Origin of the sequence: Legionella taurinensis (assembly GCF_900452865.1) — a bacterium.
Classification (GTDB): Bacteria; Pseudomonadota; Gammaproteobacteria; order Legionellales; family Legionellaceae; genus Legionella_C; species Legionella_C taurinensis.
Window position 1 is genome coordinate 2,723,665 of record NZ_UGOZ01000001.1, and the last position, 23,836, is coordinate 2,747,500.

The following is a 23,836-nucleotide window of genomic DNA, read 5'->3' on the forward strand; positions in this document are numbered from 1 at the left end:
TTATGGCTTGTCTCTTTGGCCTGCTTAAATGGATTTTCCGGTATTGCTAATCAGCGATTGGTCTTTCAAAGGATAATGACATGAAATTCGATTTGATTGTTCTTGGCGGCGGTAGTGGCGGCATGGCCAGTGCGGTACGGGCGGCAAAACACGGTGCTAACGTGGCGGTGGTTGAACAGCAGTATCTGGGTGGTACCTGCGTTAACTTAGGCTGCGTTCCCAAAAAAATGATGTACAACAGTGCCAACATTGCAGAAACCTTACGTAAATCCATTGATTACGGTTTTGCACCCACCAACATCCGCTTAAACTGGCAAACCCTGGTGCAAAAGCGCAATGCCTATGTCGCCAGTCTGCGGGAAATTTATGGCAAGCGTTTCAGTCAATACAAGATGACGCTTCTAAGCGGCGCCGGGGCTTTTGTTGATGCCCATACCATTGACGTGGCAGGTGAGCACTATACCGCCCCGCACATCATCATCGCCACCGGTGGTGAGCCCAGCATGCCGACTGATTTGCCGGGGATTGAACATGCCATCAATTCCGATGGTTTTTTTGATTTAGCCGACAAACCCCAAAAAGCCGCCGTCATCGGCAGCGGCTACATTGGTGTGGAATTAGCAGGCATTCTTCAAAGCTTAGGCACGGAAACCCACTTATTAATCCGCGGAGAAACCCCACTGAGCCGTTTTGATTCCCTGCTTGGCGACACCTTGATGCAGAGTATGCGGCAACAGGGCCTGCATGTGCATGTCAATCATCACGCCCAAGAAATCAAAACCGATAGTCAGGGTAAAAAAATCATCGTCTGTAAAAGCGGGTCGGTGATTGACTCGCTGGATACCGTCATTGCCGCAGTTGGGCGGTCCCCCCGTACAGCCCATTTAAACCTCGACACAATCGGTGTGAAAATGGATGCCCGCGGTTTAATCACGGTCGACAAATACCAGAATACGTCGGTGGAAGGGATCTACGCCATCGGTGATGTGATTAATGCCCCGGCCCTGACCCCTGTCGCCATTGCAGCCGGCCGCCGTCTCTGCGACAGGCTATTTGGCGGTGAAAAAGAAGCCCACTTAAATTACGATAACATCCCGTCCGTGGTCTTCAGCCACCCTCCCATTGGCAGTGTGGGGCTCAGTGAAGCAGACGCTGTCAGCAAGTTCGGTAAAGACGCCATCAACGTTTACAGCACCCGCTTTAATCCCATGTTGGATGCCTTCAGCAGTGAACAAACACCCACGGCGATGAAACTCGTCACTTACGGTAAAGAGGAGCGCATCGTCGGCCTGCACGTCATTGGGTATGGTGCGGATGAAATGCTGCAGGGATTCGCGGTTGCTGTTAAAATGGGCGCCTGCAAACGCGATTTTGACAACACGGTCGCTATCCATCCGACCAGTGCCGAAGAATTGGTAACCATGGTGTAAAAAATGAATCCAGCTGTACGCCCCTATCTTGATCATGTTCCTGTGCTTGGCCAGGACGTTTATATCGATCCCACCGCCGCCGTAATTGGCCGGGTGCAGCTGGGCAACCATGTCTCCGTTTGGCCCATGGCGGTGATTCGCGGCGACGTGAATGCCATTACCGTGGGTGATGACTGCAACATTCAGGATGCCGCGATATTACACGTCACCCATGACGGTCCGTTCACGCCCGGCGGACAACCGCTTGTGCTTGGAAAAGGCATCACGGTAGGACATCAAGCCGTGCTTCATGCCTGCCAGATTGACGATTACTGCCTAATTGGCATGGGGGTTCTCATTCTTGATGGCGCTTACATCGAACACCATGTGCTCATTGGCGCCGGCAGTGTCGTACCCCCCGGCAAACGCCTGGAGAGCGGCTTTCTTTATCTTGGCAATCCCGTGAAGGCCATTCGCCCGCTGTCAGAGGAGGAATTGCGCCATCTGGATTACTCCGCTGCGCATTATGTGCGGTTGAAGAACAATTATTTAACCCCTTAGGCCATTAACAGGTAAGGAAACTCCTGGTGCAGCAATTCACAGACTTTTTGCTGATGCGCTTTGCTTTTCAGAATCAGCAAGACCGTATCATCCCCGGCGATGGTTCCAAGAATACCCGAATCGGAAGGCTCCTGTGCGCTGAATGACACGTATTTGCGATCCAGGTAATAGGCAAGACTGCTGGCATTGCCGGGATGGGTTTGCAGCACAATGAGGCCAAAATCGGAAACCTGGCTATTCAACACCAGCGGCAGCCCCGGCTGATGGTAATCAATGACCTTATACAATCCGGCCACTTTGGCAATTTTCATTTTTTTCAAACGCCGCGACAAGGTCGCCTGGGGAATGTCATAGCCTCTTTTTTTCAAACTCTGCTGCAAATCACTCTGCTCGGCAATCACTTCGGTTTGCACAATGTTCACGATTAAATCATCAATGATCTGGTCATGGGACAAGAGCCTCTCCTTGCATATGTATCAAATAAAATGGAAGTATATTCAATTTTATTTGACAATACAAATGCCGGGCTGTTATATTCAAAAAATGATTAAATTTTGGATATAAATTCTATGAAGTTGTATTTTTCTTTTCTTTTAATGCTTGCAATTGCCTTTTCCTCTGGCTGCGAACAGCAAGAAAATGGCGATGAGCTGCATTTTTCCACCTCTGCCGAATATCCACCTTTTGAATATTTGGATCATGGCGAACTCAAAGGATTTGACATTGATTTAGCCAGACTGATCGCGAAAGAAATGGGGAAAAAGGCGGTTTTTGACAACATGCAATTCAGCACGGTGCTGCCAGCAGTCACCTCCGGTCAGGATGATGCCGCCATTGCTACCATTACCATCACCGATGATCGCCAGAAAAATGTTGACTTTTCGACCCCCTATTATTTTGAGGGCATGGCAGCGGTTTATCCTGACAGTCAGCCGATAACCCAAGCGTCTCAGTTGGCTGGCAAAAAAATCGCGGTGCAACTGGGTTCCGTCATGGAAATCTGGGTAAGGCAGGCTTTTCCTCAAGCCCAGATTACCGCCCTGGATAACAACAATCAGGCGGTTGAAGCCTTGATTGCCGGCCATGTCGACGTGGTGCTCATGGATGGCGTGCAGGGGCGGGTGTTCAGCCAAAAGAATCCAGGCTTATCCTACCGCCTTGTTGGCCAGGCAAAACAGGGTTATGGCATTGCTGTAAAGAAAGGCTCCCCCTTGACGACGCAAATTAATCAGGCGCTCAAACGCTTAGCGGACAAAGGCGCGATTCAAAAACTGAAAGCACACTGGTTTAAGGAGTCGCTATGAACGAATTGAGCCAGAATGTAGGGTTTGTGGGACAGGGCATTACCCTCACCCTGCAACTGCTCGCTGGAGGGATTACTCTCGGCCTGGTGCTGGGAAGTGTGTGGGCTATCTGCCGCTATTACAACCTCGCCAGTTGGGGCATTAACCGACTGATTTCGATTCTGCGAGGCACACCGCTGATTTTACAGTTAAGTCTGATTTATTTCTCGGCGCCGGCGTTAACTGGAGTAAGACCCGGCATTTTGGCAGCAGGCATTCTTGCCTTCGGGCTTAACAGTTCCGCCTATTTTGCGGAAATCCTGCGCGCCGGGATTGAGAATTTACCGAAAGGACAGTTTGAAGCCGCAGCCACGCTTAAAATTCCCACGTTTTACCTGTGGAAAGACATTATTTTACCCCAGGTGATCCGGGCGATTTTTCCAGCGATCATCAATGAAATCATTGCCCTGCTGAAAGAAACCGCCCTGATCTCAACCATCGGCGGCATGGATTTAATGCGTAACGCCCAATCGCTGGCAGCTCAGCAATTTACTTATTTCATGCCCTTGTGCATTGCCGGTTGCTACTACTATAGCCTGGTCCTGTTCATTGAATGGCTTGGCAAAACGATTGAAAAACGAGGTGTCTATGATACAAATCACTAATGCCTGCAAACAATTCGGCAAAACCGTCGTCTTGAATCAAATCAATTTAACCATTGCCGCCAACAGCGTTGTCGGCCTTGCCGGTCCCTCCGGTAGCGGTAAATCGACCTTGCTGCGTTGTATACAGCAACTTGAAAAACTCGACTGCGGCCGGATTGAATTAGCGGGTAAAAGCGGATTTATGTTTCAGGATTTTCAACTGTTTCCGCACATGACGGTTCTTGATAATCTGGTCTATGCGCCAAGCCTTCATGAGAAAGGTACCGATCACGAAGGCCGCGCATTGGAACTACTGGCGGTATTAGGGCTTGAATCAAAAGCCCACGCTTTTCCGCAGCAATTGTCCGGCGGACAAAAGCAGCGTGTGGCCCTGGCGAGAAGCCTGATGATGAAACCGGATCTGCTGCTTTGCGACGAGCCAACGTCGGGTTTGGACAGAGGCAGCATGAATGATGTCGCCGCCTTGCTGAATCAGGTGAAAGGCATGAACGTCACCATGGTGATTGCCTCCCATGATTTACCTTTCTTAACCGGCATCGCCGAACGCGTGGTGGTCATTAACCAGGGCAATCTGATTGCGGATTTAACTACCGCTGACTTAACCGACCCGATAGCCGCCCTGCAAACGTATTACTAGGAGATAACATGAAAAAAACAATCAATAAAATTGCCCTCGCTTATTCAGGCGGACTGGATACGTCCGTTATGATTCCCTGGCTTAAGGACCATGTGAGTGGCGCTGAAGTCATTGCGGTGATTTGCGATCTTGGCCAGCAGGAAAATCTGGCTGCCATTAAGGAAAAGGCGCTCAAAAGCGGGGCCTCTCAAGCGTTTGTTGTCAACGTGCAGGATGAGTTCGTCACGGATTACCTTTGGCCATTGGTTAAATCCGGCGCCCTTTACGAAGAGCAATACATACTGGGGACCATTTCCAGGCCGCTCATTGCTCAAAAACTGGTGGAAATCGCCTTAGCCCAAAACGCCGATGCCATTGCTCATGGCGCTACCGGCAAGGGCAATGATCAGGTGCGTTTTGAATACACGGTCAAAGCCTTAGCTCCTCAACTGGAAATCATCGCACCCTGGCGGCACTGGGAAATCAAATCGCGCCAGCAAGCCATTGAGTACGCCAAAGCCCATGGCATCGAGGTGCCGGTAACGCCCAAGGCCCCTTATTCTCGCGATCACAACATCTGGTATATCTCGCACGAAGGCGGAGTGATTGAAGATCCGGCCGCGGCCATGCCAGACGATGTCCTGCTCATGACCTCTCCCCTTGAGCAAACCCCGGATGAGGCCGCGACTGTCACACTCGACTTTGAGCAGGGCGTGCCAACAGCGATTAATGGTAAAAAAGTAACCCCTGTTCATCTCCTGCAGCAACTTAATGAATTGGCGGGACAACACGGCATCGGCGTTGCCGACATCGTTGAAAATCGCCTGGTGGGCATGAAAATCCGCGGTATTTATGAAGCACCTGCCGCCGCGGTGATCTACAAGGCGCATAAAATGCTTGAAAGCCTGTGCCTGGATCGGCATACCCTGCACCTTAAACAATCCCTGCAGCAACAGTATGCCAATTTAGTGTATGAGGGACGCTGGTTCTCCCCCAGTAAAAAAGCCCTGGATGCCTTTATTGCCGTCACCCAGCAGCATGTCAGTGGCAGCGTGAAATTAAAACTGTTCAAAGGCAATATCATGCCCTGCGGCATGCAATCGCCATTCAGCCTGCATAATCCCGCCTTGGCCACTTTTGAAGAAGACAGCATCTACAACCAGAAAGACGCGGAAGGCTTTATCAATCTGTTTTCGCTGTCAGCCAAAGTGTATGGCCTCGTGCATCAAGGAGGACAAGATGACCAATAAAACCTGGGGTGGACGGTTTAAACAGGAGCTGGATGCGCGCGTCAATGCCTTTAATGCATCCCTGTCCTTTGATCAGGTGCTTTTCAAACACGACATCGAAGGCAGCCGTGCCCATGCCGCCATGTTGACCCGGCAGGGCCTGCTGACCGCCGAAGAAGGCGCCGCCATCGACTCAGCCCTTGAGGAAATGGCTGAACAGCTTGAGCAGGAGCTGCCAGTTCTTGACAATGGCAGTGAAGACATTCACATGCTCATTGAGCAACGGCTGATTGAAAAGCTGGGCGATACAGGCAAAAAATTGCATACCGGACGCAGCCGCAATGATCAGGTCGCCCTGGATCTGCGTTTGTACTGCCGCGATGCAGGCCAGCAACTGACGCGTGAGCTTGACGTGCTGATTACCTGCTTAAGCGAGATGGCTAAGCAGTACCAGGACAACTGGATGCCCGGGTACACGCATCTGCAACAGGCCCAACCCGTTCGTTTAGGCACTTATTTTGACGCTTATCAGAGCATGTTTAAGCGCGATAAAAGCCGTCTTGACGATTGGTTCAAACGCATGAATTATTCGCCCTTGGGCGCCGGCGCGCTGGCAGGCAGCAGTCTGCCGCTCGATCGCGAATGGGTGGCATCCCGGCTTGGGTTTGACGGCGTGGTGGTTAACACCCTGGATGCGGTCAGCGATCGTGATTTTGTCATTGAACTGGTCAGTGTGGCGACGCTTGCCATGATGCATCTGTCGAGACTCTGCGAGGATTTGATTCTTTGGGCAACCAGTGAGTTTCATTTCATTACGCTCAGTGATGCCTTTGCCACCGGCTCGTCGTTAATGCCCAATAAAAAGAATCCCGATGTGCTTGAACTCATTCGCGGCAAAAGCGGGCGGGTTTACGGCCATTTAATGGGACTTCTCACCATGATGAAAGGCTTGCCGCTGGCGTATAACAAGGACATGCAGGAGGACAAGGAAGCACTGTTTGACACGGTGAATACGCTCAATGCCTGCTTAAGCATCATGTCCCCCTTTCTCAAAAGCCTCACCTTCAATACCGCCTTGATGAACGAAAAAGCAGAAAGCGGTTACCTCGATGCCACCCGGGTGCTTGAATCCCTGGTGCTTGGCGGCATGCCGTTTCGTGATGCCCACCATCAAGTTGGCCTCTGGGTTGCCGAGGCAGAAGCGAAACAGTGCTCTCTAAGCGACTTATTAAAGGAGAATAAACATGTCCCTTCCTAAACCCGTTTCCGACCCCCTGGTGAACGCGCAGACGCACGCTTTGCCCATTACCGAAGTCACCCCCAATACTTTTGTCATTAATCTGCAACAGGCCATATTCGGATTGGAGGCCGGTCTCACCGGGGGGAATACGCCGGTTTGGCAGTATGAGAAAAACAGCCTCCCCCTGTCGTCTGGCAGGCATTTGCTCACCGGGATGGAGTTCAATCGTGATGACGTCCAGCTGATTCTCAATCAGGCGAAAGCAATTAAACAGACGCCGGCCTTTTATCGCCAGGCCTTAGCCAATAAAAGCCTGGCGATGATTTTTGAGAAACCCTCATTCCGCACCCGTTTAAGCTTTACCATGGCGATCCAAAGCCTGGGCGGTATGGCCATCGAAAGCATTAGCACGACACGCAAGCAGGAAACACCCGCGGACATGGCGCGTGTATTAAATGGCTATGCTGATTTCATCATGGTCCGTACCCATGACGATGACACGCTGGCTGACATGGCGAAGCACGCTGAAGTTCCTGTCATTAACGGCCTGTCAGCCCTGCATCACCCCTGCCAGATTTTTGCCGATTTACTGACCCTTAAGGAGCACTTTCATGCGCTTGAAGGATTAACGCTCGCTTATGTGGGCGACGGCAATAATATCCTTCACAGCCTGATGCTGCTGGCGCCGCAGCTGGGCATCACCATTCATTATTGCTGCCCACCGGGCCGACAACCGGATGCCAGCCTGTCCGCACTCGCCCAAAGCCGTTACCCTGAACAGATTAAAGGCTTCAGTCATCCCAATGACGCGGTACGCCATGTTCAGGCCGTTTACACTGATGTCTGGACCAGCATGGGATTTGAAGCGGGGGATGAGGACGAATTTGCAGGTTTTCAGGTGAACGAGGGGCTGATGGCATTGGCCGATGCGGCGGCTGTGTTTATGCATTGCATGCCCATGGAGCGAGGAAAGGAAGTATCCAACACCTTGCCGGACAGCCCCTCCTCCGTTATTTTCAAGCAGAGTGAAAACCGCCTGCATGTGCAGAAAGCCTTGCTCCTCTACCTGGCATTCCCGGACTAGCGGTGTCTGCCGAATGAGCTATAGTTAAATGAGTTTATTCAGCAAGAGAACCAACATGACGATACGGACATTGTTTCTGGCCCTTTTAGCCGCGTTAACCTGGCCCGGTTATGCCAATCCCCTGCCCATACAGACGGCCGATGCGGCACCGGCTACCCGGACCATTGAAGTCATTCGCGGCCGCACCATCTCAGCGAGTGATTTGTCACAAATTGCCGATGTGGCCTCCGCCCGCAACCAAAAAGGCGGGTCAGTGTCTCTGGATGCTGACGAATATGAAATTGGTTCATTCACCAATACCACCATCACCGTGGTGCCGCCAGGCGGCGGGCCGGCTGACGTGATTACTCTCGATCTGAAACCCAAACAGCTGAATTAGCTGTTCGGGTTCATTTCTTTCTGAATGGTTTTAGCCATGTGTAAATGATGGTTAACCACTTTGCGTGTCAGTTCAAGGTGATTTTTTAACTGCGGATTAGTCACTTGTTTTAAATAGTGATTATCAATGATAAGCAGTGCTTTGGTGTGATCCTTGACCATCGCGTCAATATAGGCTTTTTGAAAAGCTTCATTGCTTAACGCGCTGAGCGAGTCCAGTTCTTTTTTACCCTCCTGTTTTAAAGAGGCGACCAGGGCGGTCTGAGCGGGACGCAGGTTATCTTCTGATACAATGCGCAGCGTATCAGCTAAATTGCTGGAATGATCTTTTTGCATGGACTTGGCATAATACGACACGCTTTGATTTAAATTTTTTTCGAAGGCCTTTTTCGCTGCAGCCAACTCATTGTTATTTAACACAATTAAAAACGCGATGATTTCAGTGTCCCGATTTTGAGCCTGATTGGCCACGTGTGCGGCGCTGGATGTGGTGTCTTGATTACTGGAATCATTTAAAGCGAGTGCGGGTAATGAAAACATTAAACACAAAGAAAGAATCAGTTTATTCATTGTAAAATCCTTATTAAGTCTTAAAAAAATTCCAGGCCAGGTGGCCTGGAATGAATCCCGTTATGGGTTATTACTTATTGTCTTTTGCGCTGGCACCACGACCGCCTTGTTGAGCGCCGCTCTGTTTGTCGTCCTGTTGCTTTTCTCCTCGCTCACTGCGTTCGGATTGAGTCCTCTTCCCTTCCTGAGCGTGGCGACCTTTCTGGCTGTTCATGTGTTCAACCTGGCTCATCACACGCTCACTGCTCTCACGCACATTGGATGACAACGACATCATGTTTTTTTCAACAATTCGAAACGCTTCCTGCATAAAATCCAATGACTTATGGGCGTTTTCGATGAAACACTCCATGTTCTTTTCAAATAATTCCCGAGGTTGTCTTATGCGTGAAATTTCTTCGGGTTTTAAGTAAGAAAAATCGTTCAAAGTTCGCATTTGCAATTCCGTCAATTCAATGAATGGCCTTTGAAAATGAGCAAAAAAATTGGCAGGTATATCTCTGGTTACATCCCTGTTCATTTAATTCTCCTTAATTCGGTTGGTTACTGGTGACTATTGACTCCACTTCGACAGCCTGCAGGCCGCGTTGACCGTTCACAGGTTTAAATAACACCTTTTCTCCTTCAGCCAGGGATTTAAATCCCTCTCGTTGAATGGCGCTGAAATGCACAAAATAGTCTTCACCATTGTAATAAATAAAGCCAAAGCCCTTTCCTTTGTTAAACCACTTTACGACACCTTCCATTTTATCCATCTTTGATTCTCCAAACGTCATGTTTATCATTGTTATTAAAATCCCATGCGGGAAAAGAAGTGGGCACACCCTAAATTGAAGGGTTTTTTTGACCGGAATGAGTATTCAATCGCTCGTCATCATCAGCATCATCGGACTCACTTTCGAGTGGATAGCGATACTTTTTCACTTCTTCCTGGCGAGGGGATTCGGATTCATCATTGATATCATTCATGTCATCGTCATCGTTGCTTTGACCTGGATTTTCCCGATTGGGTTTATCGGGATTAACTCTATTTTCCATAACAAACTCCCGTAATGATAAATTCCTTTTTTTAATATTGAATCTCATCAATAAAAACAATGGGATAAATATTAACTTAACACCCATTTATTTAACAATAATGTTTCAATAAAAATTTGTCAAATTTAATTGTTATTTTTTGAGTAATTGTTTAGGTAATTATTCTATTTTTTGATTAAAAAAATAGTTGTTAATTTCACCAAAAAGACAAGCGATTCTCAGCAAAGCGCACACACGGCCAGGTTTCGATGAAACAGCAGGATGCTGCCCCTCCGACGGCAGTCATAACGCGCAATACATCGGAGGTGGCTTTACTAAAACCCAAACTCCCTGATTAACAGTTTCTGCTTCAGGTAATGCATTTTTTCCTTTAAGGCGCAGGCCTCTCCATCGGTCAACCGGTCTCTGCCTTCATCAAACAGGGTATTTTCCTCTTCTTTCACATGATGCTCGACCAACTCCTGCAGAACCTTGACTTGGTCCCGCCATTTCGCCGTCACTTTGGCTGGATTCATGATGGCGTGTATTTTATCCTCGATGTCTTTATGCTCCTTGCGCGCATGCTGGAGGTCTTCTTTCGCCGCGCTATGCTTTTCCAGGGCTTTATAAAAGGTTTCCTGTTCCGATTTGGCATGAACCAATAGCTCGCGGGCAATCATGGTGGCAATTTCGGTTTTTCGTTGATCCGATTCCACGTTGGCAAATTGCTTAAACAGCTGATTCACCTTCTGATGATCCATTTTAATGTAGTCATAAATGTCCATAAAACCTCCTTATCAAGGGGTCATGACGACCTTGATGCAACCGCTCTCTTTCTCATTAAACAGCTTATAGGCATCCGGCGCCTGCGATAGCCTGATGCGATGCGAAATGATGCGGGAAGGGTCGATTTTGTCATTGACTATTGCTTTAAGAAGCGGTTTTAAGTAACGCTGCACATGGGTTTGTCCCATTTTAAACGTCAAGCCTTTGTTCATCGCCGCTCCCAATGGAATGTTATCCAGGGCACCAATGTACACCCCGGGAACTGAAACCCGCCCACCCTTGCGGCAACATTCAATGGCTTCACGCAAGACATGCGCTCTATCCGTAGCCAGCGCCGTGACCTGTTTTACTCGATCCAGAATGGAATCAAATGTAGGTCCGACATGGGCTTCACAACCCACCGCGTCAATGCACGCGTCTGGCCCGCGGCCGCGAGTCATAACCATCAAGGCGTCATAAACGTCTTCTTCTTCAAAATTAATCACTTCGGCTCTGCCGTAGTCGGCCGCCAGATTCAAGCGTGCAGGAACGCAGTCAATGGCAATGACCCGGTCAGCCCCAAGCATCCAGGCGCTTTGAATGGCTAACTGGCCTACCGGTCCGCAGCCCCACACGGCAATGGTGTCGCCAGGTTGGATGTCGCAATTTTCGGCTGCCATGTACCCCGTCGGCAAAATATCGCTTAAAAACAATACTTTTTCGTCGGGAATGTCACCCGGGATCGGAAGGGGGCCGACATTGGAAAATGGCACTCTCACGTACTGGGCCTGACCACCGGCAAAACCACCCAATAAGTGAGAATAGCCAAAGATACCCGCCGGCGATTGCCCCATTTGCTGCTTGGCCATCTCGGCATTGGGATTGGAGCAGTCGCAAAGCGAGAACAATTGACCCTTGCAAAAAAAACATTTGCCGCAGGAGATAGTGAAAGGGACAACCACTTTATCCCCCACTTTCAATTTTCTGTTTTGACTTCCGAGTTCCACCACCTCACCCATGAATTCATGGCCAAGGATATCCCCGGATTCCATCGTCGGCATCATCCCATTAAACAGGTGCAAATCCGATCCGCAAATTGCCGTTGATGTGACACGAATAATGGCGTCATGCTCATTGATTATTTTAGGTTCAGGAACGGTGTCAACCCGAACATCCTTTTTCCCATGCCAGCATAGCGCTTTCATAAGGCCTCCTTGCCATAATGACTCCCGCATTCAATGCACTGAGTAAATTATAGCAAAATCGACAAAATAACAGTTTAAAAACCCCTTATTTATTTAATATAAAAAAGTAAAAATAAACATGTTTTTTCAAAATCACGAGGTCTTATCGATTGTTTTTTTCACCAAATCGCAATAACTTTTTTGTCTTTTTTTAATGAAAAATGCCACAAAAAATCCGATGTTGTTTTTTTTTGCATCAATGGCTCTTAAGATCACATTAGCCAGCCGGTAAAGCAGTTTTCTTACTCCGATCTGAAAGAGATACTTTATTTTTTTAACCGCGGGAACCGTGGCGGTATACCGGCAATAGTCATGTAACCAGGTACTGAAGAAAATGGCAGTACGAGACAATACCGGTTCAAACAACAATTGAAAATTGAGGTATTTTAAAGACACCATGGGAAATTGCGTTTGATCAAGCACCAGAAAATTATTGGCGAGGACCCGTGCGGAAACGGCCATGTTGTTATTGGCGGTATCGACGGTATGATCAAGGCGGATGGCCATGTGTTTTTTTAAAAACGAATGCGTCACGTATTGTTCAGGCGGCATTTTCCACAGCCGATGAGGTTCAATGTCAAAAAAAGGTTTGCATCGGGTTAAAAACCACTGTGAAAACTGCGGCTCCTCCGTTAACGGGATGTCATAAAGATCAAGTAAGTCCTCTTTATAGCCAAAATAGGCCCAATCACTGATGTGAAATGGCCTCTGCATGGTAAACAGGCAGGTCTTATGCCCCTTAATGCTGTAAATACTAAACGCCAGGATGCGGTTTTTGACAAATTTATAGCGTTTATCAAACAAGGGGAATTGATAAAAATAATTCAGGAACTTGGGTGAAATGAGCAATAAATCCGAACGGATCTTAAGCACATAAGGGCGTGTCGCTACCTTAATTCCAGCAAAGGTGGAGACAATCAAACGATTGCAGTTATTGAGCAATTCGTGATTGCCGTAATTAAACCAGGTGGCTCCTGGATCGTCATTTAAAATAAGACGATCATGGGGAATCCCTTCCACATTTTCGCCCACCCAGGTGGATAAAATTAATTCACTGCGCGGAAAGAGTTTCTTAAGGCGCTGACACACAAGGCGTGTGGTCTGTTCCGTGATATCAAACGCAGAACGATAGATAATGGGCCCTTGTACAACAATGGAAATGTCGTTATCGCTAATCATGATAAAACCCGGCTGTTTAAAAGCATGTTGTTCAGCGAATCCACCAGATCCTGTGGCGTCCCAAAACACATCATTGTTTTTGTCCAAAGCGGGATGATGTGCTGCCCGCGTTTTAACATGTCCTTGTAAACGGTTGAGAGGTAATATTCGTTGTTCTCCCTGACGTCATTGGCAATTAATTGCCGAATGGTCGCGAGAAGCGCTGCCGTGTCTTTGAAAAAATAAGTCCCCGTGGACGCATTCTTAGAGATGACCTTCTTTTCTTCAATTTCAGTCACCTTCATGTGGGTTTCATCCAGACTGACATAACTCCAGCGGCACTCCTGTGATTTAAACAGGACAATAGCGCCATCCACGTCCTTGGCCAGGAGCGAAGTCCAGGTAAAATTCTCTTTAAAATACGTGTCGCAGTTATGAATCAGCGTCGGTTCATTGAGATCCAGATGGCCTTCGCTGGCTAAAAAAGTTTCCGCCTGACCGGCTGTATCCTGTTGCAGAACAACAATCGAGCAATTCAGCAAAAACCCATAATGGGCTTCGATGTCATGGCTTAATTGTTTGGCAAATTCATTGTCGCGAAGAATGAAAATGAGTTTGCTCGCCAGATGCAGCGGCAGGCAATCGACTGCGTGACGATACATTGGCTTTTGCGCGACCTTGATGAGGGGTTTGGGCAGGGCAAAGCCGCAATGACTGAAACGCGAGCCTAAACCCGCCATGGGGATTACGATATTCACTGTGTCGTTCCTTGTGCTTAAGTTAGAGATAACTGTTAATCAGATCGTCCTCAATGTGTTGCCAGGAACCCTTGAACTGCAATGCCCGGTCGTCAATGTACACCTGGGCATAGGGCTTACCAAACCATATTTCGTCATACACAAAACCATGATTTTTTAACCATTCCAAAAGCGTTAATCCTTCTTTGGCGACAACGCGTCCCACATTGGATTCACAGGTTTTCATATGGCGCGCCGTGCACAAAATGATATAAAAACCGCGGTCTTTCAGTGCCTTAATTCGTTCAGCCGCACCCTCTAAAGGTTGAACGTCCTGATACGTTTCATGAGCCTGCCGTAATGTGCAGATCGTGCCATCGATATCAATACATATGCGCATAATTTCCCTCAATTACGTTGTTTAAAATAATAAGACCCGCTAAATACAAAACCTTTTGGCGGTATGGGTTTTCGTAATGGAGACTCACCATGCTTAAAAAAAGTGATGCTTCGATGAGATAGACAAATTCAATCAACACATTTCGTTCGATGAGCAGGTTGATATAGAACTCGTACATGTCGTTAAAGCAGTCGTAGAGAGGCACATCAATGTAAAAAATGGTGTTGTTGATTTCGTTTAAAATAAACTTGTCATTGGCGAGGTAATCGTAGCGCCCGTGCAGACAGTGCAGGAGTTTGGCAAAATCATAATAAGGATGGCCATAAATACCGGCCTCCCCAAACGAGCCTCTGGGATCTATTAATTTGATTAAATGATTGTGGGACGAATACAGAATATTGCTGAAACAGAAATCCCCATGGATAGCGGTTATTTTCGAGTGGTGCGCCGATAATTTACCCAGGATATTAATGAAGTCATTCTTCAGCAGTGGAAAATTCCGGTATTGCCGGCCATTAATGGTTAAAACAGGCTCTTTAAACAGTTTGCTGAAAAAATCATCTTTTTCCAATTGCTTGATTCGCTCCAGCGTTTTTTCAACATAAAAATGATAAACCGTGTCCTGGCTGCCCGGGTATGGCGGTTCTATCGCATGAAACTTGTCCAAAATAAAGAGCAGCCGCTCAATGATTTTATTGCCCTCTTCTGGCAGGACGATGTTATTTAAAAAAAATTCTGACAAATTAAGGTAGGGAATGTATTCCAGTCGGTAACAGGAATAATCTTTCTTGTAGTCAAGTAATGCGGGAAAAAGAGTCGATATGCTTTCTGGCAAACTGAGGTAGTAATTAATTTCATCATGAAGCTTCTTAGTATTAATTGAAGATTTAGTAAAAATACCCTTCCTGTAATCTATTGAAATAGAATTAAATACTCTAGTCTGCATATAATTCCTTTTATTCTGCATTTAACGTAAAAATCAGTGTAATATATTTTTTAAAAATGTATACAACTTTATTTAAACAACGTAATATTTTTGTGTTAAATATATAAAATTTTTATTTGCTTTATTTATGTTTTTACCATAAGTCTAAATAAATATTTTTTAAAACGAAATGGAGAGAAAATCATGGATAGAGATATCGTGTCATCAGATGACGTAATTGGGGTCAACGTTGAGAATCGAGAAGGTGAGAATTTAGGTGAAATTGAAGCATTGATGCTAAACAAATACCACGGTAATGTAGAATACGTGGTGCTTTCGTTCGGTGGTTTTTTAAACATCGGCAATAAATTGTTTGCCATGCCCTGGAAACTTTTTAACTATGATACCGACAGAGAGTGCTTTGTTATACCGGTTAACAAGGAAAAACTGAAACACTCCCCAGGCTTTGACCGCGACAATTGGCCAAACATGTCGGATGAGCATTGGGCAAAGGGCATTAATGATTATTATGATACGTCCAGCACCTCAATCAATCGCTAAGGAGAGCCGCATGCTAAACGCAATTACAAAAGGGGTATTTTACACTGTCTTTGGCACACTACTGGTGGGATGTTATTATCAAAAACCGACCTATTATGAACCCAATCAGCCTGTAAATTCAGCGACATCCATGACGCATGGACAGGTTAATATGTCAGATCAAATGATTACCAATCAAGTAATAAAAAGGATAGGAAATCGCAATATTTTTGGTCATAATGGCAGAAATACCCCACTTCATATCATGACAAGAAATGGGGTTGTTTATGTGTCAGGAAGCGTGGACACTGCGCAAGAACGCAGCAGAATTATCCAAGTTGCCTCCAGTGTTCATGGCGTCAAAATCGTCAAATCCAGCCTAAAAATAAACTCGTAAAAAGCTGATTTGTGAATCAGTTTTCCCTGTGATTCACCAGCTATTTTTCTTGATTTTATCTTAAATAGACTATAATAAATAGTAGATTTTATAGAGCAATAATGCTCGGTTTAATAAAGAAAGGAAGCGACATTATGAGTATTTTAGGATTAATAATTTTAATATTATTGCTGGCCGCGGTATTGCCTACGTGGCCTTACAGCGCAGGTTGGGGTTATCGCCCATCCGGTATTGTTGGACTTTTATTAGTCGTGTTTATTGTTGTACTTTTAATGAGAGGAACACCGTTGTAGATTCATACAAAATAATAAAAATAACAGGATTAAGCCTGCTCCTGCAGGCTTAATCCTAATTCTGTGAGGAAGAACCCGTTTTCTTAAGTTGCTTTAGATGCTGTTTCCATTCTCTGTCTTTTGAAAAAACAAACTGCGCCGCTTCTTCAACAAAATAACCGATGTCATCAATTTTGGCCCACTCGCAATAACACTCTATTGCCCTCAATGTATCCAATTTGAGTTCAATTTTTACTTTCTCTTTTTTCCCCGCTAAATTACCCTTCAAAATGGCCATATCACCCTCACATTATACAAACTCTACAGGCTTTGCATTATTGATGAATTCCAGCATGGACTAGTTTTATTTAAGGTAATAATACGGATTTTGTCAATATTATGAAGAAGTTCGGTTCAAACTGCCCTGCAGGAAAAGTTTCTCAGGTACAGGCCGCACGTGGGCTTTAGCCGTGGGTGCCGCAACCAACTGCAGCACCTGGCAGGATCGCTTTTCACTTAATGATTGTTTTTATTGGTATTTTCCTGATTACAAAAAGGAAAAGCTAGAAAGACGATTACACAGTCTAGGAGTTGATGGAATCGGCTTTCGTCAATGACACGAGTTTATAATGATGTTTTTTCCACTCCGTGTCGTTTTCAAAAACGCATTCACTGGCTTCCTCAATAAACTCAGCAAGCGTGATATTCGCCCATTGACAATACTCTTCAATGGATGCGAGTGTTTCGGAACATACGTTCAATTCTACTGATTCCGTGTGAGTCCTTTGATTGCCTGGGATACTCATAAATCTTCTCCTTAATAAAACAATTGAGTATTGAGTGCAAATTGTGGCGATATGCTTCATCTCCACAGCAGGAAAGGATTGCCATCGCACAAGTTGCCAACATTTACCATTGTGAATGGATTTGGAAATAATTCCTACTAAGGTTGTCCTTGATTCGTATTAAGGGTAAACATAGACTGGCAAGGAAAATACTACTGCCAAATTGACGTAGAAACGATTAATATTTGCTAAAATGGCGAGAATGCATTTTACAACGATGTAGGATGTTGTATGAGTCGAGATGACACTTTAAAAAATAACCATTGTAAATGCGATAAACTAAACCACTTTAAGCACGAGTTGGCTCAATCATTAATGATAATTAATACCTACATTAATGGGTGCCAACAACGCATTAAATTCAATACGCTTACCCATGAGCAACTGCTTGTTATTTTTGATAAAATTAAAATGCAAACTGAGATTATAAGTACAATGAGCGAACGTTTGCTGGCAAAAAACTCACGGCCGATTGATTAATATGGCCATGTTAGACACGACTCAAACCGTCTTTATAATCGATGATGAGCCTGAAGTCAGTGAAGCCTTGCAATGGCTTTTTGAGTCCGTCGGCCTCCAGGTAAAAGCCTACAGGAATGCCTATGAGTTTCTTGAGCAATACCATGCCAATATGCGTGGCTGCCTGATTAGTGATGTTCGCATGCCCGGCATGAGCGGTTTGGAGCTGATTGAGAAATTAAAAGAACAGAACAATTTACTGCCTGTTATTATTATCACCGGCTATGGCGATGTGCCGATGGCCATCAGGGCCATGAAGGCCGGAGCGATTGATTTTATCTTAAAGCCGGTCAATGACCAGAATCTTCTGGAAATTGTTCAGCAACGCCTGAATCAATCCACGATACAAAACACCTGGGTAAAGGAAATCAGTGATCGGATTCAAACCTTAACCGAGCGTGAAATCCAGGTGATTAAATTAATTGTGGAGGGTAAATTGAATAAAGAAATTTGTTATGAACTTTCCATTTCGCGGTCAACCGTCGAAGCGCATCGCGCCAGTATTATGAAAAAAATGAAAGCAAAAAATTTAGCTCAACTCATAAAAATGTATGTTCGATTTCAAATGAATGAAGAATTCAGGATGCCTTGATTTGCTATCTCTTGTCCTTGATTTTCCAACAATCCGTTTATTGCCAATCTCTGGATTAAAAATCCTTTGCCATTTCAATAAAGATTAGTCTATGAATTCACCTGCCATCTATATAATTGATGATAACGAAGCTGTATCCAGAAGCTTGCAATTTTTGTTCGAATCCTTTTATGAAATTGAAAGCATAATTTACGATAGTCCAGTTGCCTTTTTAAATGATTTCTCAACAGAGTGGCAGGGATGTCTGATCACTGATTTACTTATGCCGAACATGAGTGGTATCCAATTGATTGAGGAATTGGAAAAATACCCGTGTAACCTTCCCGTCATTATCATGAGCGGCCACGCTGATGAAGAGACCGCGTCTCGAGCCCTTAAAAATGGGGCGCATGCTTTTATTAAAAAGCCCTTTAAAATTGATATTTTATTAGAGATTATTGACGCGATTTTCAAGGATTTTATCAAGAAATAAAGAAAGGGATGGCCATGCTTTTAGAAAAAAGCATGGCCTTGGTACTTACGATTTAACTTCGCAATTAATTTCAGTGCAATCACGGCAGTTTTTAGCGGCAAAAGAGAACGCATCCGCAGCTGATTTTGCGGTGTTTGCCATTTCGTTATCAGCCGTTTTGTCCCCTTCCGCATCACTGCTGCTTGCATTAGTGCTGCATACCCAATTTGAATCCAGGCTGGTTTTACCATTGGTTTCAGCGAAACCCAGTGTCGATACTAAAATCAAACTTCCAGCCATTAAGTAGCGTGTAATTCCTTTCATAATTTTCTCCATTTTTTTTTGATTGAACCTACAAAATTTAGAATAGGAATATAACGTAAAAGTGTCAAGAGAATACCTGAAATTAGATATGAATTTAAATTTCTTTTTAAGCAATAAAAATATTAAATACTCATTATTTTGCTTTATAACATCCTGTTACCTAGACTTAATATGTATGGGAGATAGTTATGATTAAACCGAAAGCTCACCCTCATGAAGCGGAACGATTGAAAGCCCTGCATGCCACAGGATTAATTAATACCCCGATGGAGCAGGGATTTGAACAAATAACCAGCCTGACTAAAAAAATATTTGATGTTCCCATTGTGGCAATTAGCCTTATTGATAAAGATAAACAGTGGTTTAAGTCCATTATTGGCTCCAATTTATCCGAAACGCCTCGCGAAATTTCCTTTTGTGGTCACACCATTTTGAAAGAAGAAGCACTGATTGTCACGGATGCGCAATCTGACATTCGCTTTAAAAACAATCCGCTGGTTACTGGCGAGAAAGGCTCTGTTCGCTTTTATGCAGGCTACCCCATTCATGCCAGCAATGATCACCATCCCATTGGTGCACTTTGCATCATTGATAGCAAACCACGTCACATTTCACCGACTGAAAAATCGATATTGCATGATCTTGCCGCGCTGGTGGATTCAGAGATCAGCAATTTTCACTCCCTTGAAGCTTACAAGAAGCGTAACGTTGAACTCGAATGCGCCGAGCGTATGACCTTACTTGACGGTGTCACCAAAACCTGGAACGCAAACGGAATTACGCAATTATTGCAACAGCAAATGAATCTCAGTAAGGAAGAAAAAGAAACATTTGGCTTATTCAATGTCTCCATTGACAGCTTTAAATCATTCGCAGACGAATACGGCGAAGACACGGGCAACGAGCTGTTGCATGCCATTGCCCGCAACCTGGTGGTTCACTGCCACAGTGAAGCCTCAGTGGGGTATTTGGGCGGCAAAGAATTCATGATTATTCTACCCCTTAACGATAAAAGAGAAATATTAAAATCCGCAGAGCGGCTTCGACAGATTATTGAACATGAACCCATGACAACACAGGCAGGCGAAATAAAAGCCACAATAACCATCGGCATCGTGTTTTATGATCCCCACGTACATCAGGAGACGTCAAGTCTTATGGCTGAGGCTCACGGGGCTCTGGAAGAAGGCCGGCACGCCGGCGGGAACCGGATTGTGCTTCATTAACAACGTGTACTAGCGTTATTCGTCGTAAATCGAGCGCATAACATACCCACTTAAGGCAGTAAGTTTGGATTGACTGGATGGATGGGTTGCCCACCTGCGCGGGCAGGGCAGCATCGGGTTGTCATAGTTGCGTTGGCTTGCTGTTCACGCTCTCCCATGACTCCTGCTTTCCTGTTTACTCTTTCTCTCTTGGCCTTCCTCTCCCCTCGCATCCCTTTTCTCCTGGCTCCTCCCACCTTTTTTGCCCGCGCAGGCGGGCCCATTTGAAACCCGGTTGTCTTGTCTCAGGATTAGGCACAAGGGTTTCCTGATGGATGCGCGCGAAAGACAGCATTGGGGAAGGTAGAAAGCCTATGCCTGTCATGATTTCAACAAAATTTTAACAAAAAAAAAGCGGCCCAGTATCTACTGAGCCGCTTCGCAATAAAGCCCTGGCGATGACCTACTTTCACATGAGGAAGCCTCACACTATCATCGGCGCGAGTCTGTTTCACTTCTGAGTTCGAGATGGATTCAGGTGGTTCCAGAATGCTATGGTCGCCAGGAAAACGGTTTAAGCGTCATGGTTGTCTCGGTGCTACCCGATTGGCCATGAGGCCGGTAAAGAATAGAGTCACATTCATGTTATCCATGTAACCTGAAGCGCATCAGGTTATATGGTCAAGACAATCAGCCAATTAGTACGAGTTAGCTTCACGCATTACTGCGCTTCCACACCTCGCCTATCAACGTCGTAGTCTTCAACGGGCTTCATGGGAAAACTCATCTTGAGGGAGGCTTCCCGCTTAGATGCTTTCAGCGGTTATCCCGTCCGAACTTAGCTACCCGGCAATGCCACTGGCGTGACAACCGGTACACCAGAGGTTCGTCCACTCCGGTCCTCTCGTACTAGGAGCAGCTCCTCTCAATTTTCCTACGCCCACGGCAGATAGGGACCGAACTGTCTCACGACGTTCTAAACCCAGCTCGCGTACCACTTTAAATGGCGAACAGCCATACCCTTGGGACCTGCTTCAGCCCCAGGATGTGATGAGCCGACATCGAGGTGCCAAACACCGCCGTCGATATGAACTCTTGGGCGGTATCAGCCTGTTATCCCCGGAGTACCTTTTATCCGTTGAGCGATGGCCCTTCCATACAGAACCACCGGATCACTAAGACCTACTTTCGTACCTGCTCGAGCCGTCACTCTCGCAGTCAAGCACCCTTTTGCCTTTACACTCTTGGTACGATGTCCGACCGTACCGAGGGTACCTTTGTGCTCCTCCGTTACTCTTTGGGAGGAGACCGCCCCAGTCAAACTACCCATCATACACTGTCCTCATCCAGGATTACTGGACCAAGTTAGAACCTCAATAATAACAGGGTGGTATTTCAAGGTCGGCTCCATGCGAACTGGCGTCCGCACTTCTTAGCCTCCCACCTATCCTACACAGTTATCATCAAAGTCCAGTGCAAAACTATAGTAAAGGTTCACGGGGTCTTTCCGTCTAGCCGCGGGTACACTGCATCTTCACAGCGATTTCAATTTCACTGAGTCTCGGGTGGAGACAGTGTGGCCATCGTTACGCCATTCGTGCAGGTCGGAACTTACCCGACAAGGAATTTCGCTACCTTAGGACCGTTATAGTTACGGCCGCCGTTTACCGGGGCTTCGATCAAGAGCTTCTCCGAAGATAACCCCATCAATTAACCTTCCGGCACCGGGCAGGCGTCACACCCTATACGTCTTCTTACGAATTTGCAGAGTGCTGTGTTTTTAATAAACAGTCGCAGCCACCTGGTCTCTGCGGCCCTCAACAGCTTTGTTGCGCAGGCAACTAACCATCAAGGGCGTACCTTCTCCCGAAGTTACGGTACCATTTTGCCTAGTTCCTTCACCCGAGTTCTCTCAAGCGCCTTAGTATTCTCTACCTGTCCACCTGTGTCGGTTTGCGGTACGGTTTCCTATAAGTTATGGCTAGCAGCTTTTCCTGGAAGCTTGGCATCAATGACTTCTCTGTACCCCGAAAGGTCAGAACCACTTCGCACCTCCGTGTTAATAAGAGACCGGATTTGCCAAGTCTCTCCACCTACGTGCAAGTACCGGGACAACCAACGCCCGGCTCACCTAGCCTTCTTCGTCCCCACATCACCACTTATAGAAAGTCCAGGAATATTAACCTGGTTCCCATCGACTACGCCTTTCAGCCTCGCCTTAGGGGCCGACTCACCCTGCTCCGATTAACGTCGTGCAGGAAACCTGGGACTTCCGGCGTGAGGGTTTTTCACCCTCATTATCGTTACTCATGTCAGCATTCGCACTTCTGATACCTCCAGCCCACTTCTCAATGAACCTTCATCAGCTTACAGAACGCTCCCCTACCACGTGCACTTAGTGCACATCCGCAGCTTCGGTGTATGATTTTAGCCCCGTTACATCTTCCGCGCAGGCCGACTCGACCAGTGAGCTATTACGCTTTCTTTAAAGGGTGGCTGCTTCTAAGCCAACCTCCTGGCTGTCTATGCCTTCCCACATCGTTTCCCACTTAATCATAACTTGGGGACCTTAGCTGGCGGTCTGGGTTGTTTCCCTCTTCACGACGGACGTTAGCACCCGCCGTGTGTCTCCCGTGATTCAATTAGCCGGTATTCGGAGTTTGCATCGGTTTGGTAAGCCATGACAGCCCCCTAGCCGAAACAGTGCTCTACCCCCAGTAATCATTCACGAGGCGCTACCTAAATAGCTTTCGGGGAGAACCAGCTATCTCCGGGCTTGATTAGCCTTTCACTCCTAGCCACACGTCATCCGATAATTTTTCAACATTACCCGGTTCGGACCTCCAGTTGGTGTTACCCAACCTTCATCCTGCACATGGCTAGATCGCCCGGTTTCGGGTCTACTCCCAGCGACTCTCGCCCTATTCAGACTCGATTTCTCTACGGCTTCCTTATTCAGTTAACCTCGCCACTGAAAGTAACTCGCTGACCCATTATACAAAAGGTACGCAGTCACACAGCCTAAGCCATGCTCCCACTGCTTGTACGCAAACGGTTTCAGGGTCTATTTCACTCCGCTCTCCGCGGTTCTTTTCGCCTTTCCCTCACGGTACTGGTTCACTATCGGTCAGTAAGGAGTATTTAGCCTTGGATGATGGTCCACCCATGTTCAACCAGGATTTCACGTGTCCCGGCCTACTTCTTCGCGTGCTTAGTTCCTTAATCAATCTTCGTATACGGGACTATCACCCCCTACGGTCAGATTTCCCAATCTGTTCTACTCCATTGATTAATAAATCACACCAGGCTCTTCCCCGTTCGCTCGCCGCTACTAAGAGAATCTCAATTGATTTCTTTTCCTTCGGGTACTTAGATGTTTCAGTTCCCCGAGTTCGCTTCTTTAACCTATG

At 46.5% G+C, this 23,836-nt stretch carries 30 protein-coding genes and 2 rRNA genes (1 of these 32 cut by a window edge); 16 read left to right on the plus strand and 16 right to left on the minus strand.

Annotated elements, in window-relative coordinates; translation table 11 throughout:
* Nucleotides 1-80 precede the first annotated feature (80 nt).
* A complete protein-coding gene (gene gorA, locus DYE45_RS12435) occupies nt 81-1,430 on the plus strand; it encodes a glutathione-disulfide reductase (RefSeq protein ID WP_115300968.1) in 1,350 nt (449 codons plus the stop codon).
* A 3-nt stretch (nt 1,431-1,433) separates the two neighbouring features.
* Entirely contained in the window at nt 1,434-1,970 is a 537-nt protein-coding gene (locus DYE45_RS12440; RefSeq protein ID WP_108294277.1) for a gamma carbonic anhydrase family protein, read from the plus strand.
* Here DYE45_RS12440 and DYE45_RS12445 read toward each other — a convergent pair.
* Complete coding sequence (locus DYE45_RS12445; protein ID WP_108294279.1) at nt 1,967-2,425, minus strand: arginine repressor; 459 nt, start codon at nt 2,423-2,425, stop codon at nt 1,967-1,969. The genes DYE45_RS12440 and DYE45_RS12445 overlap by 4 nt on opposite strands.
* Nucleotides 2,426-2,539: 114 nt before the next feature.
* On the opposite strand from DYE45_RS12445, the gene DYE45_RS12450 reads away from it, so the two are divergent.
* The 7 genes from DYE45_RS12450 to DYE45_RS12480 are packed head-to-tail and all read left to right on the plus strand — an operon-like array spanning nt 2,540 to nt 8,466.
* A complete protein-coding gene (locus DYE45_RS12450) occupies nt 2,540-3,274 on the plus strand; it encodes a substrate-binding periplasmic protein (protein ID WP_115300969.1) in 735 nt (244 codons plus the stop codon).
* Complete coding sequence (locus DYE45_RS12455) at nt 3,271-3,918, plus strand: amino acid ABC transporter permease (protein ID WP_108294283.1); 648 nt, start codon at nt 3,271-3,273, stop codon at nt 3,916-3,918. The genes DYE45_RS12450 and DYE45_RS12455 overlap by 4 nt, the downstream gene beginning before the upstream one ends.
* The gene (locus DYE45_RS12460; RefSeq protein ID WP_108294285.1) at nt 3,902-4,555 is read left to right on the plus strand and encodes an amino acid ABC transporter ATP-binding protein; all 654 of its coding nucleotides are present in this window, start codon (nt 3,902-3,904) and stop codon (nt 4,553-4,555) included. Before DYE45_RS12455 ends, DYE45_RS12460 begins: the two co-directional genes overlap by 17 nt.
* An 8-nt stretch (nt 4,556-4,563) precedes the next feature.
* The gene (locus DYE45_RS12465; protein ID WP_108294287.1) at nt 4,564-5,784 is read left to right on the plus strand and encodes an argininosuccinate synthase; all 1,221 of its coding nucleotides are present in this window, start codon (nt 4,564-4,566) and stop codon (nt 5,782-5,784) included.
* Complete coding sequence (gene argH, locus DYE45_RS12470) at nt 5,774-7,021, plus strand: argininosuccinate lyase (protein ID WP_108294289.1); 1,248 nt, start codon at nt 5,774-5,776, stop codon at nt 7,019-7,021. The genes DYE45_RS12465 and argH overlap by 11 nt, the downstream gene beginning before the upstream one ends.
* Entirely contained in the window at nt 7,008-8,087 is a 1,080-nt protein-coding gene (argF, locus tag DYE45_RS12475) for an ornithine carbamoyltransferase (RefSeq protein ID WP_108294291.1), read from the plus strand. Before argH ends, argF begins: the two co-directional genes overlap by 14 nt.
* A gap of 55 nt (nt 8,088-8,142) precedes the next feature.
* Nucleotides 8,143-8,466 (plus strand): hypothetical protein, encoded by a 324-nt coding sequence (locus DYE45_RS12480; protein WP_133138210.1) that lies wholly within the window; start codon nt 8,143-8,145, stop codon nt 8,464-8,466.
* Here the strand turns inward: DYE45_RS12480 and DYE45_RS12485 are convergent.
* The 10 genes from DYE45_RS12485 to DYE45_RS12530 form a co-directional block, all read right to left on the minus strand.
* Nucleotides 8,463-9,035, minus strand: a complete 573-nt coding sequence (locus tag DYE45_RS12485) for a DUF4142 domain-containing protein (RefSeq protein ID WP_108294295.1) — start codon at nt 9,033-9,035, stop codon at nt 8,463-8,465. The two genes, DYE45_RS12480 and DYE45_RS12485, sit on opposite strands and share 4 nt — an antisense overlap.
* 70 nt (nt 9,036-9,105) lie before the next feature.
* The gene (locus tag DYE45_RS14805) at nt 9,106-9,555 is read right to left on the minus strand and encodes a hypothetical protein (RefSeq protein ID WP_174703691.1); all 450 of its coding nucleotides are present in this window, start codon (nt 9,553-9,555) and stop codon (nt 9,106-9,108) included.
* A gap of 10 nt (nt 9,556-9,565) precedes the next feature.
* A complete protein-coding gene (locus DYE45_RS12495) occupies nt 9,566-9,790 on the minus strand; it encodes a cold-shock protein (protein WP_108294343.1) in 225 nt (74 codons plus the stop codon).
* 70 nt (nt 9,791-9,860) lie between these two features.
* A complete protein-coding gene (locus DYE45_RS12500) occupies nt 9,861-10,073 on the minus strand; it encodes a hypothetical protein (RefSeq protein ID WP_108294297.1) in 213 nt (70 codons plus the stop codon).
* Nucleotides 10,074-10,387: 314 nt separating this feature from the next.
* Complete coding sequence (locus DYE45_RS12505; RefSeq protein ID WP_108294299.1) at nt 10,388-10,837, minus strand: hemerythrin domain-containing protein; 450 nt, start codon at nt 10,835-10,837, stop codon at nt 10,388-10,390.
* A gap of 12 nt (nt 10,838-10,849) precedes the next feature.
* On the minus strand, nt 10,850-12,022 hold the full coding sequence (locus DYE45_RS12510; protein ID WP_108294301.1) for a zinc-dependent alcohol dehydrogenase: 1,173 nt from the start codon (nt 12,020-12,022) through the stop codon (nt 10,850-10,852).
* Between the two features lie 132 nt (nt 12,023-12,154).
* Nucleotides 12,155-13,240: a WavE lipopolysaccharide synthesis family protein gene (locus DYE45_RS12515; RefSeq protein ID WP_115300970.1), complete on the minus strand. Its 1,086-nt coding sequence runs from the start codon at nt 13,238-13,240 to the stop codon at nt 12,155-12,157.
* Entirely contained in the window at nt 13,237-13,977 is a 741-nt protein-coding gene (locus DYE45_RS12520; RefSeq protein WP_133138209.1) for a sugar phosphate nucleotidyltransferase, read from the minus strand. The genes DYE45_RS12515 and DYE45_RS12520 overlap by 4 nt, the downstream gene beginning before the upstream one ends.
* A gap of 22 nt (nt 13,978-13,999) precedes the next feature.
* Entirely contained in the window at nt 14,000-14,356 is a 357-nt protein-coding gene (locus DYE45_RS12525) for an HAD hydrolase family protein (protein ID WP_108294307.1), read from the minus strand.
* Nucleotides 14,340-15,191 carry an aminoglycoside phosphotransferase family protein gene (locus DYE45_RS12530; RefSeq protein WP_133138208.1) on the minus strand — a complete coding sequence of 284 codons (852 nt, stop codon included), beginning with the start codon at nt 15,189-15,191 and terminating at the stop codon, nt 14,340-14,342. Before DYE45_RS12530 ends, DYE45_RS12525 begins: the two co-directional genes overlap by 17 nt.
* Before the next feature lie 294 nt (nt 15,192-15,485).
* On the opposite strand from DYE45_RS12530, the gene DYE45_RS12535 reads away from it, so the two are divergent.
* The 3 genes from DYE45_RS12535 (at nt 15,486) to DYE45_RS12545 (ending at nt 16,511) form a co-directional block, all read left to right on the plus strand.
* A complete protein-coding gene (locus DYE45_RS12535; RefSeq protein WP_108294311.1) occupies nt 15,486-15,842 on the plus strand; it encodes a PRC-barrel domain-containing protein in 357 nt (118 codons plus the stop codon).
* 10 nt (nt 15,843-15,852) lie between these two features.
* A complete protein-coding gene (locus tag DYE45_RS12540; RefSeq protein WP_160160734.1) occupies nt 15,853-16,218 on the plus strand; it encodes a BON domain-containing protein in 366 nt (121 codons plus the stop codon).
* Nucleotides 16,219-16,352: 134 nt separating this feature from the next.
* Nucleotides 16,353-16,511, plus strand: coding sequence for a DUF3309 family protein (locus DYE45_RS12545; RefSeq protein WP_108294315.1), 159 nt, complete (start codon nt 16,353-16,355; stop codon nt 16,509-16,511).
* A gap of 55 nt (nt 16,512-16,566) precedes the next feature.
* On the opposite strand, the gene DYE45_RS12550 is transcribed toward DYE45_RS12545, so the two are convergent.
* Both DYE45_RS12550 and DYE45_RS12555 read right to left on the minus strand, forming a co-directional pair.
* Nucleotides 16,567-16,788 carry a hypothetical protein gene (locus DYE45_RS12550; protein WP_108294317.1) on the minus strand — a complete coding sequence of 74 codons (222 nt, stop codon included), beginning with the start codon at nt 16,786-16,788 and terminating at the stop codon, nt 16,567-16,569.
* A gap of 286 nt (nt 16,789-17,074) precedes the next feature.
* Nucleotides 17,075-17,296: a hypothetical protein gene (locus DYE45_RS12555; RefSeq protein ID WP_108294319.1), complete on the minus strand. Its 222-nt coding sequence runs from the start codon at nt 17,294-17,296 to the stop codon at nt 17,075-17,077.
* A 270-nt stretch (nt 17,297-17,566) separates the two neighbouring features.
* Here DYE45_RS12555 and DYE45_RS12560 point away from each other — a divergent pair, with 270 nt between their 5' ends.
* From DYE45_RS12560 to DYE45_RS12570, 3 genes are all read left to right on the plus strand, one after another.
* Nucleotides 17,567-17,815 (plus strand): hypothetical protein, encoded by a 249-nt coding sequence (locus tag DYE45_RS12560; RefSeq protein WP_108294321.1) that lies wholly within the window; start codon nt 17,567-17,569, stop codon nt 17,813-17,815.
* 7 nt (nt 17,816-17,822) lie between these two features.
* Nucleotides 17,823-18,446, plus strand: coding sequence for a response regulator transcription factor (locus DYE45_RS12565; protein ID WP_115301083.1), 624 nt, complete (start codon nt 17,823-17,825; stop codon nt 18,444-18,446).
* Between the two features lie 91 nt (nt 18,447-18,537).
* Nucleotides 18,538-18,918, plus strand: coding sequence for a response regulator transcription factor (locus tag DYE45_RS12570; RefSeq protein WP_115300973.1), 381 nt, complete (start codon nt 18,538-18,540; stop codon nt 18,916-18,918).
* 45 nt (nt 18,919-18,963) lie between these two features.
* Here the strand turns inward: DYE45_RS12570 and DYE45_RS12575 are convergent, their stop codons facing one another.
* Nucleotides 18,964-19,233: a hypothetical protein gene (locus DYE45_RS12575; RefSeq protein WP_115300974.1), complete on the minus strand. Its 270-nt coding sequence runs from the start codon at nt 19,231-19,233 to the stop codon at nt 18,964-18,966.
* A 176-nt stretch (nt 19,234-19,409) separates the two neighbouring features.
* Between DYE45_RS12575 and DYE45_RS12580 the strand changes: the two genes are divergently transcribed.
* Entirely contained in the window at nt 19,410-20,447 is a 1,038-nt protein-coding gene (locus DYE45_RS12580) for a sensor domain-containing diguanylate cyclase (RefSeq protein WP_115300975.1), read from the plus strand.
* 429 nt (nt 20,448-20,876) lie between these two features.
* Here the strand turns inward: DYE45_RS12580 and rrf are convergent.
* Nucleotides 20,877-20,992: ribosomal RNA gene (rrf, locus tag DYE45_RS12585) — 5S ribosomal RNA — on the minus strand.
* A 111-nt stretch (nt 20,993-21,103) separates the two neighbouring features.
* A 23S ribosomal RNA gene (locus DYE45_RS12590) occupies nt 21,104-23,836 on the minus strand; it runs 162 nt beyond the window's last position.

What these genes read in the sequence shown, in the direction of transcription:
- gorA (WP_115300968.1), top strand. Translation starts at nt 81, where the DNA reads ATGAAATTCGATTTGATTGTTCTTGGCGGCGGTAGTGGCGGCATGGCC.
- DYE45_RS12440 (WP_108294277.1), top strand. Translation starts at nt 1,434, where the DNA reads ATGAATCCAGCTGTACGCCCCTATCTTGATCATGTTCCTGTGCTTGGC.
- DYE45_RS12450 (WP_115300969.1), top strand. Translation starts at nt 2,540, where the DNA reads ATGAAGTTGTATTTTTCTTTTCTTTTAATGCTTGCAATTGCCTTTTCC.
- DYE45_RS12455 (WP_108294283.1), top strand. Translation starts at nt 3,271, where the DNA reads ATGAACGAATTGAGCCAGAATGTAGGGTTTGTGGGACAGGGCATTACC.
- DYE45_RS12460 (WP_108294285.1), top strand. Translation starts at nt 3,902, where the DNA reads ATGATACAAATCACTAATGCCTGCAAACAATTCGGCAAAACCGTCGTC.
- DYE45_RS12465 (WP_108294287.1), top strand. Translation starts at nt 4,564, where the DNA reads ATGAAAAAAACAATCAATAAAATTGCCCTCGCTTATTCAGGCGGACTG.
- argH (WP_108294289.1), top strand. Translation starts at nt 5,774, where the DNA reads ATGACCAATAAAACCTGGGGTGGACGGTTTAAACAGGAGCTGGATGCG.
- argF (WP_108294291.1), top strand. Translation starts at nt 7,008, where the DNA reads ATGTCCCTTCCTAAACCCGTTTCCGACCCCCTGGTGAACGCGCAGACG.
- DYE45_RS12480 (WP_133138210.1), top strand. Translation starts at nt 8,143, where the DNA reads ATGACGATACGGACATTGTTTCTGGCCCTTTTAGCCGCGTTAACCTGG.
- DYE45_RS12485 (WP_108294295.1), bottom strand. Translation starts at nt 9,035, where the DNA reads ATGAATAAACTGATTCTTTCTTTGTGTTTAATGTTTTCATTACCCGCA.
- DYE45_RS14805 (WP_174703691.1), bottom strand. Translation starts at nt 9,555, where the DNA reads ATGAACAGGGATGTAACCAGAGATATACCTGCCAATTTTTTTGCTCAT.
- DYE45_RS12495 (WP_108294343.1), bottom strand. Translation starts at nt 9,790, where the DNA reads ATGGATAAAATGGAAGGTGTCGTAAAGTGGTTTAACAAAGGAAAGGGC.
- DYE45_RS12500 (WP_108294297.1), bottom strand. Translation starts at nt 10,073, where the DNA reads ATGGAAAATAGAGTTAATCCCGATAAACCCAATCGGGAAAATCCAGGT.
- DYE45_RS12505 (WP_108294299.1), bottom strand. Translation starts at nt 10,837, where the DNA reads ATGGACATTTATGACTACATTAAAATGGATCATCAGAAGGTGAATCAG.
- DYE45_RS12510 (WP_108294301.1), bottom strand. Translation starts at nt 12,022, where the DNA reads ATGAAAGCGCTATGCTGGCATGGGAAAAAGGATGTTCGGGTTGACACC.
- DYE45_RS12515 (WP_115300970.1), bottom strand. Translation starts at nt 13,240, where the DNA reads ATGATTAGCGATAACGACATTTCCATTGTTGTACAAGGGCCCATTATC.
- DYE45_RS12525 (WP_108294307.1), bottom strand. Translation starts at nt 14,356, where the DNA reads ATGCGCATATGTATTGATATCGATGGCACGATCTGCACATTACGGCAG.
- DYE45_RS12535 (WP_108294311.1), top strand. Translation starts at nt 15,486, where the DNA reads ATGGATAGAGATATCGTGTCATCAGATGACGTAATTGGGGTCAACGTT.
- DYE45_RS12540 (WP_160160734.1), top strand. Translation starts at nt 15,853, where the DNA reads ATGCTAAACGCAATTACAAAAGGGGTATTTTACACTGTCTTTGGCACA.
- DYE45_RS12545 (WP_108294315.1), top strand. Translation starts at nt 16,353, where the DNA reads ATGAGTATTTTAGGATTAATAATTTTAATATTATTGCTGGCCGCGGTA.
- DYE45_RS12550 (WP_108294317.1), bottom strand. Translation starts at nt 16,788, where the DNA reads ATGGCCATTTTGAAGGGTAATTTAGCGGGGAAAAAAGAGAAAGTAAAA.
- DYE45_RS12555 (WP_108294319.1), bottom strand. Translation starts at nt 17,296, where the DNA reads ATGAGTATCCCAGGCAATCAAAGGACTCACACGGAATCAGTAGAATTG.
- DYE45_RS12560 (WP_108294321.1), top strand. Translation starts at nt 17,567, where the DNA reads ATGAGTCGAGATGACACTTTAAAAAATAACCATTGTAAATGCGATAAA.
- DYE45_RS12565 (WP_115301083.1), top strand. Translation starts at nt 17,823, where the DNA reads ATGTTAGACACGACTCAAACCGTCTTTATAATCGATGATGAGCCTGAA.
- DYE45_RS12570 (WP_115300973.1), top strand. Translation starts at nt 18,538, where the DNA reads ATGAATTCACCTGCCATCTATATAATTGATGATAACGAAGCTGTATCC.
- DYE45_RS12575 (WP_115300974.1), bottom strand. Translation starts at nt 19,233, where the DNA reads ATGGAGAAAATTATGAAAGGAATTACACGCTACTTAATGGCTGGAAGT.
- DYE45_RS12580 (WP_115300975.1), top strand. Translation starts at nt 19,410, where the DNA reads ATGATTAAACCGAAAGCTCACCCTCATGAAGCGGAACGATTGAAAGCC.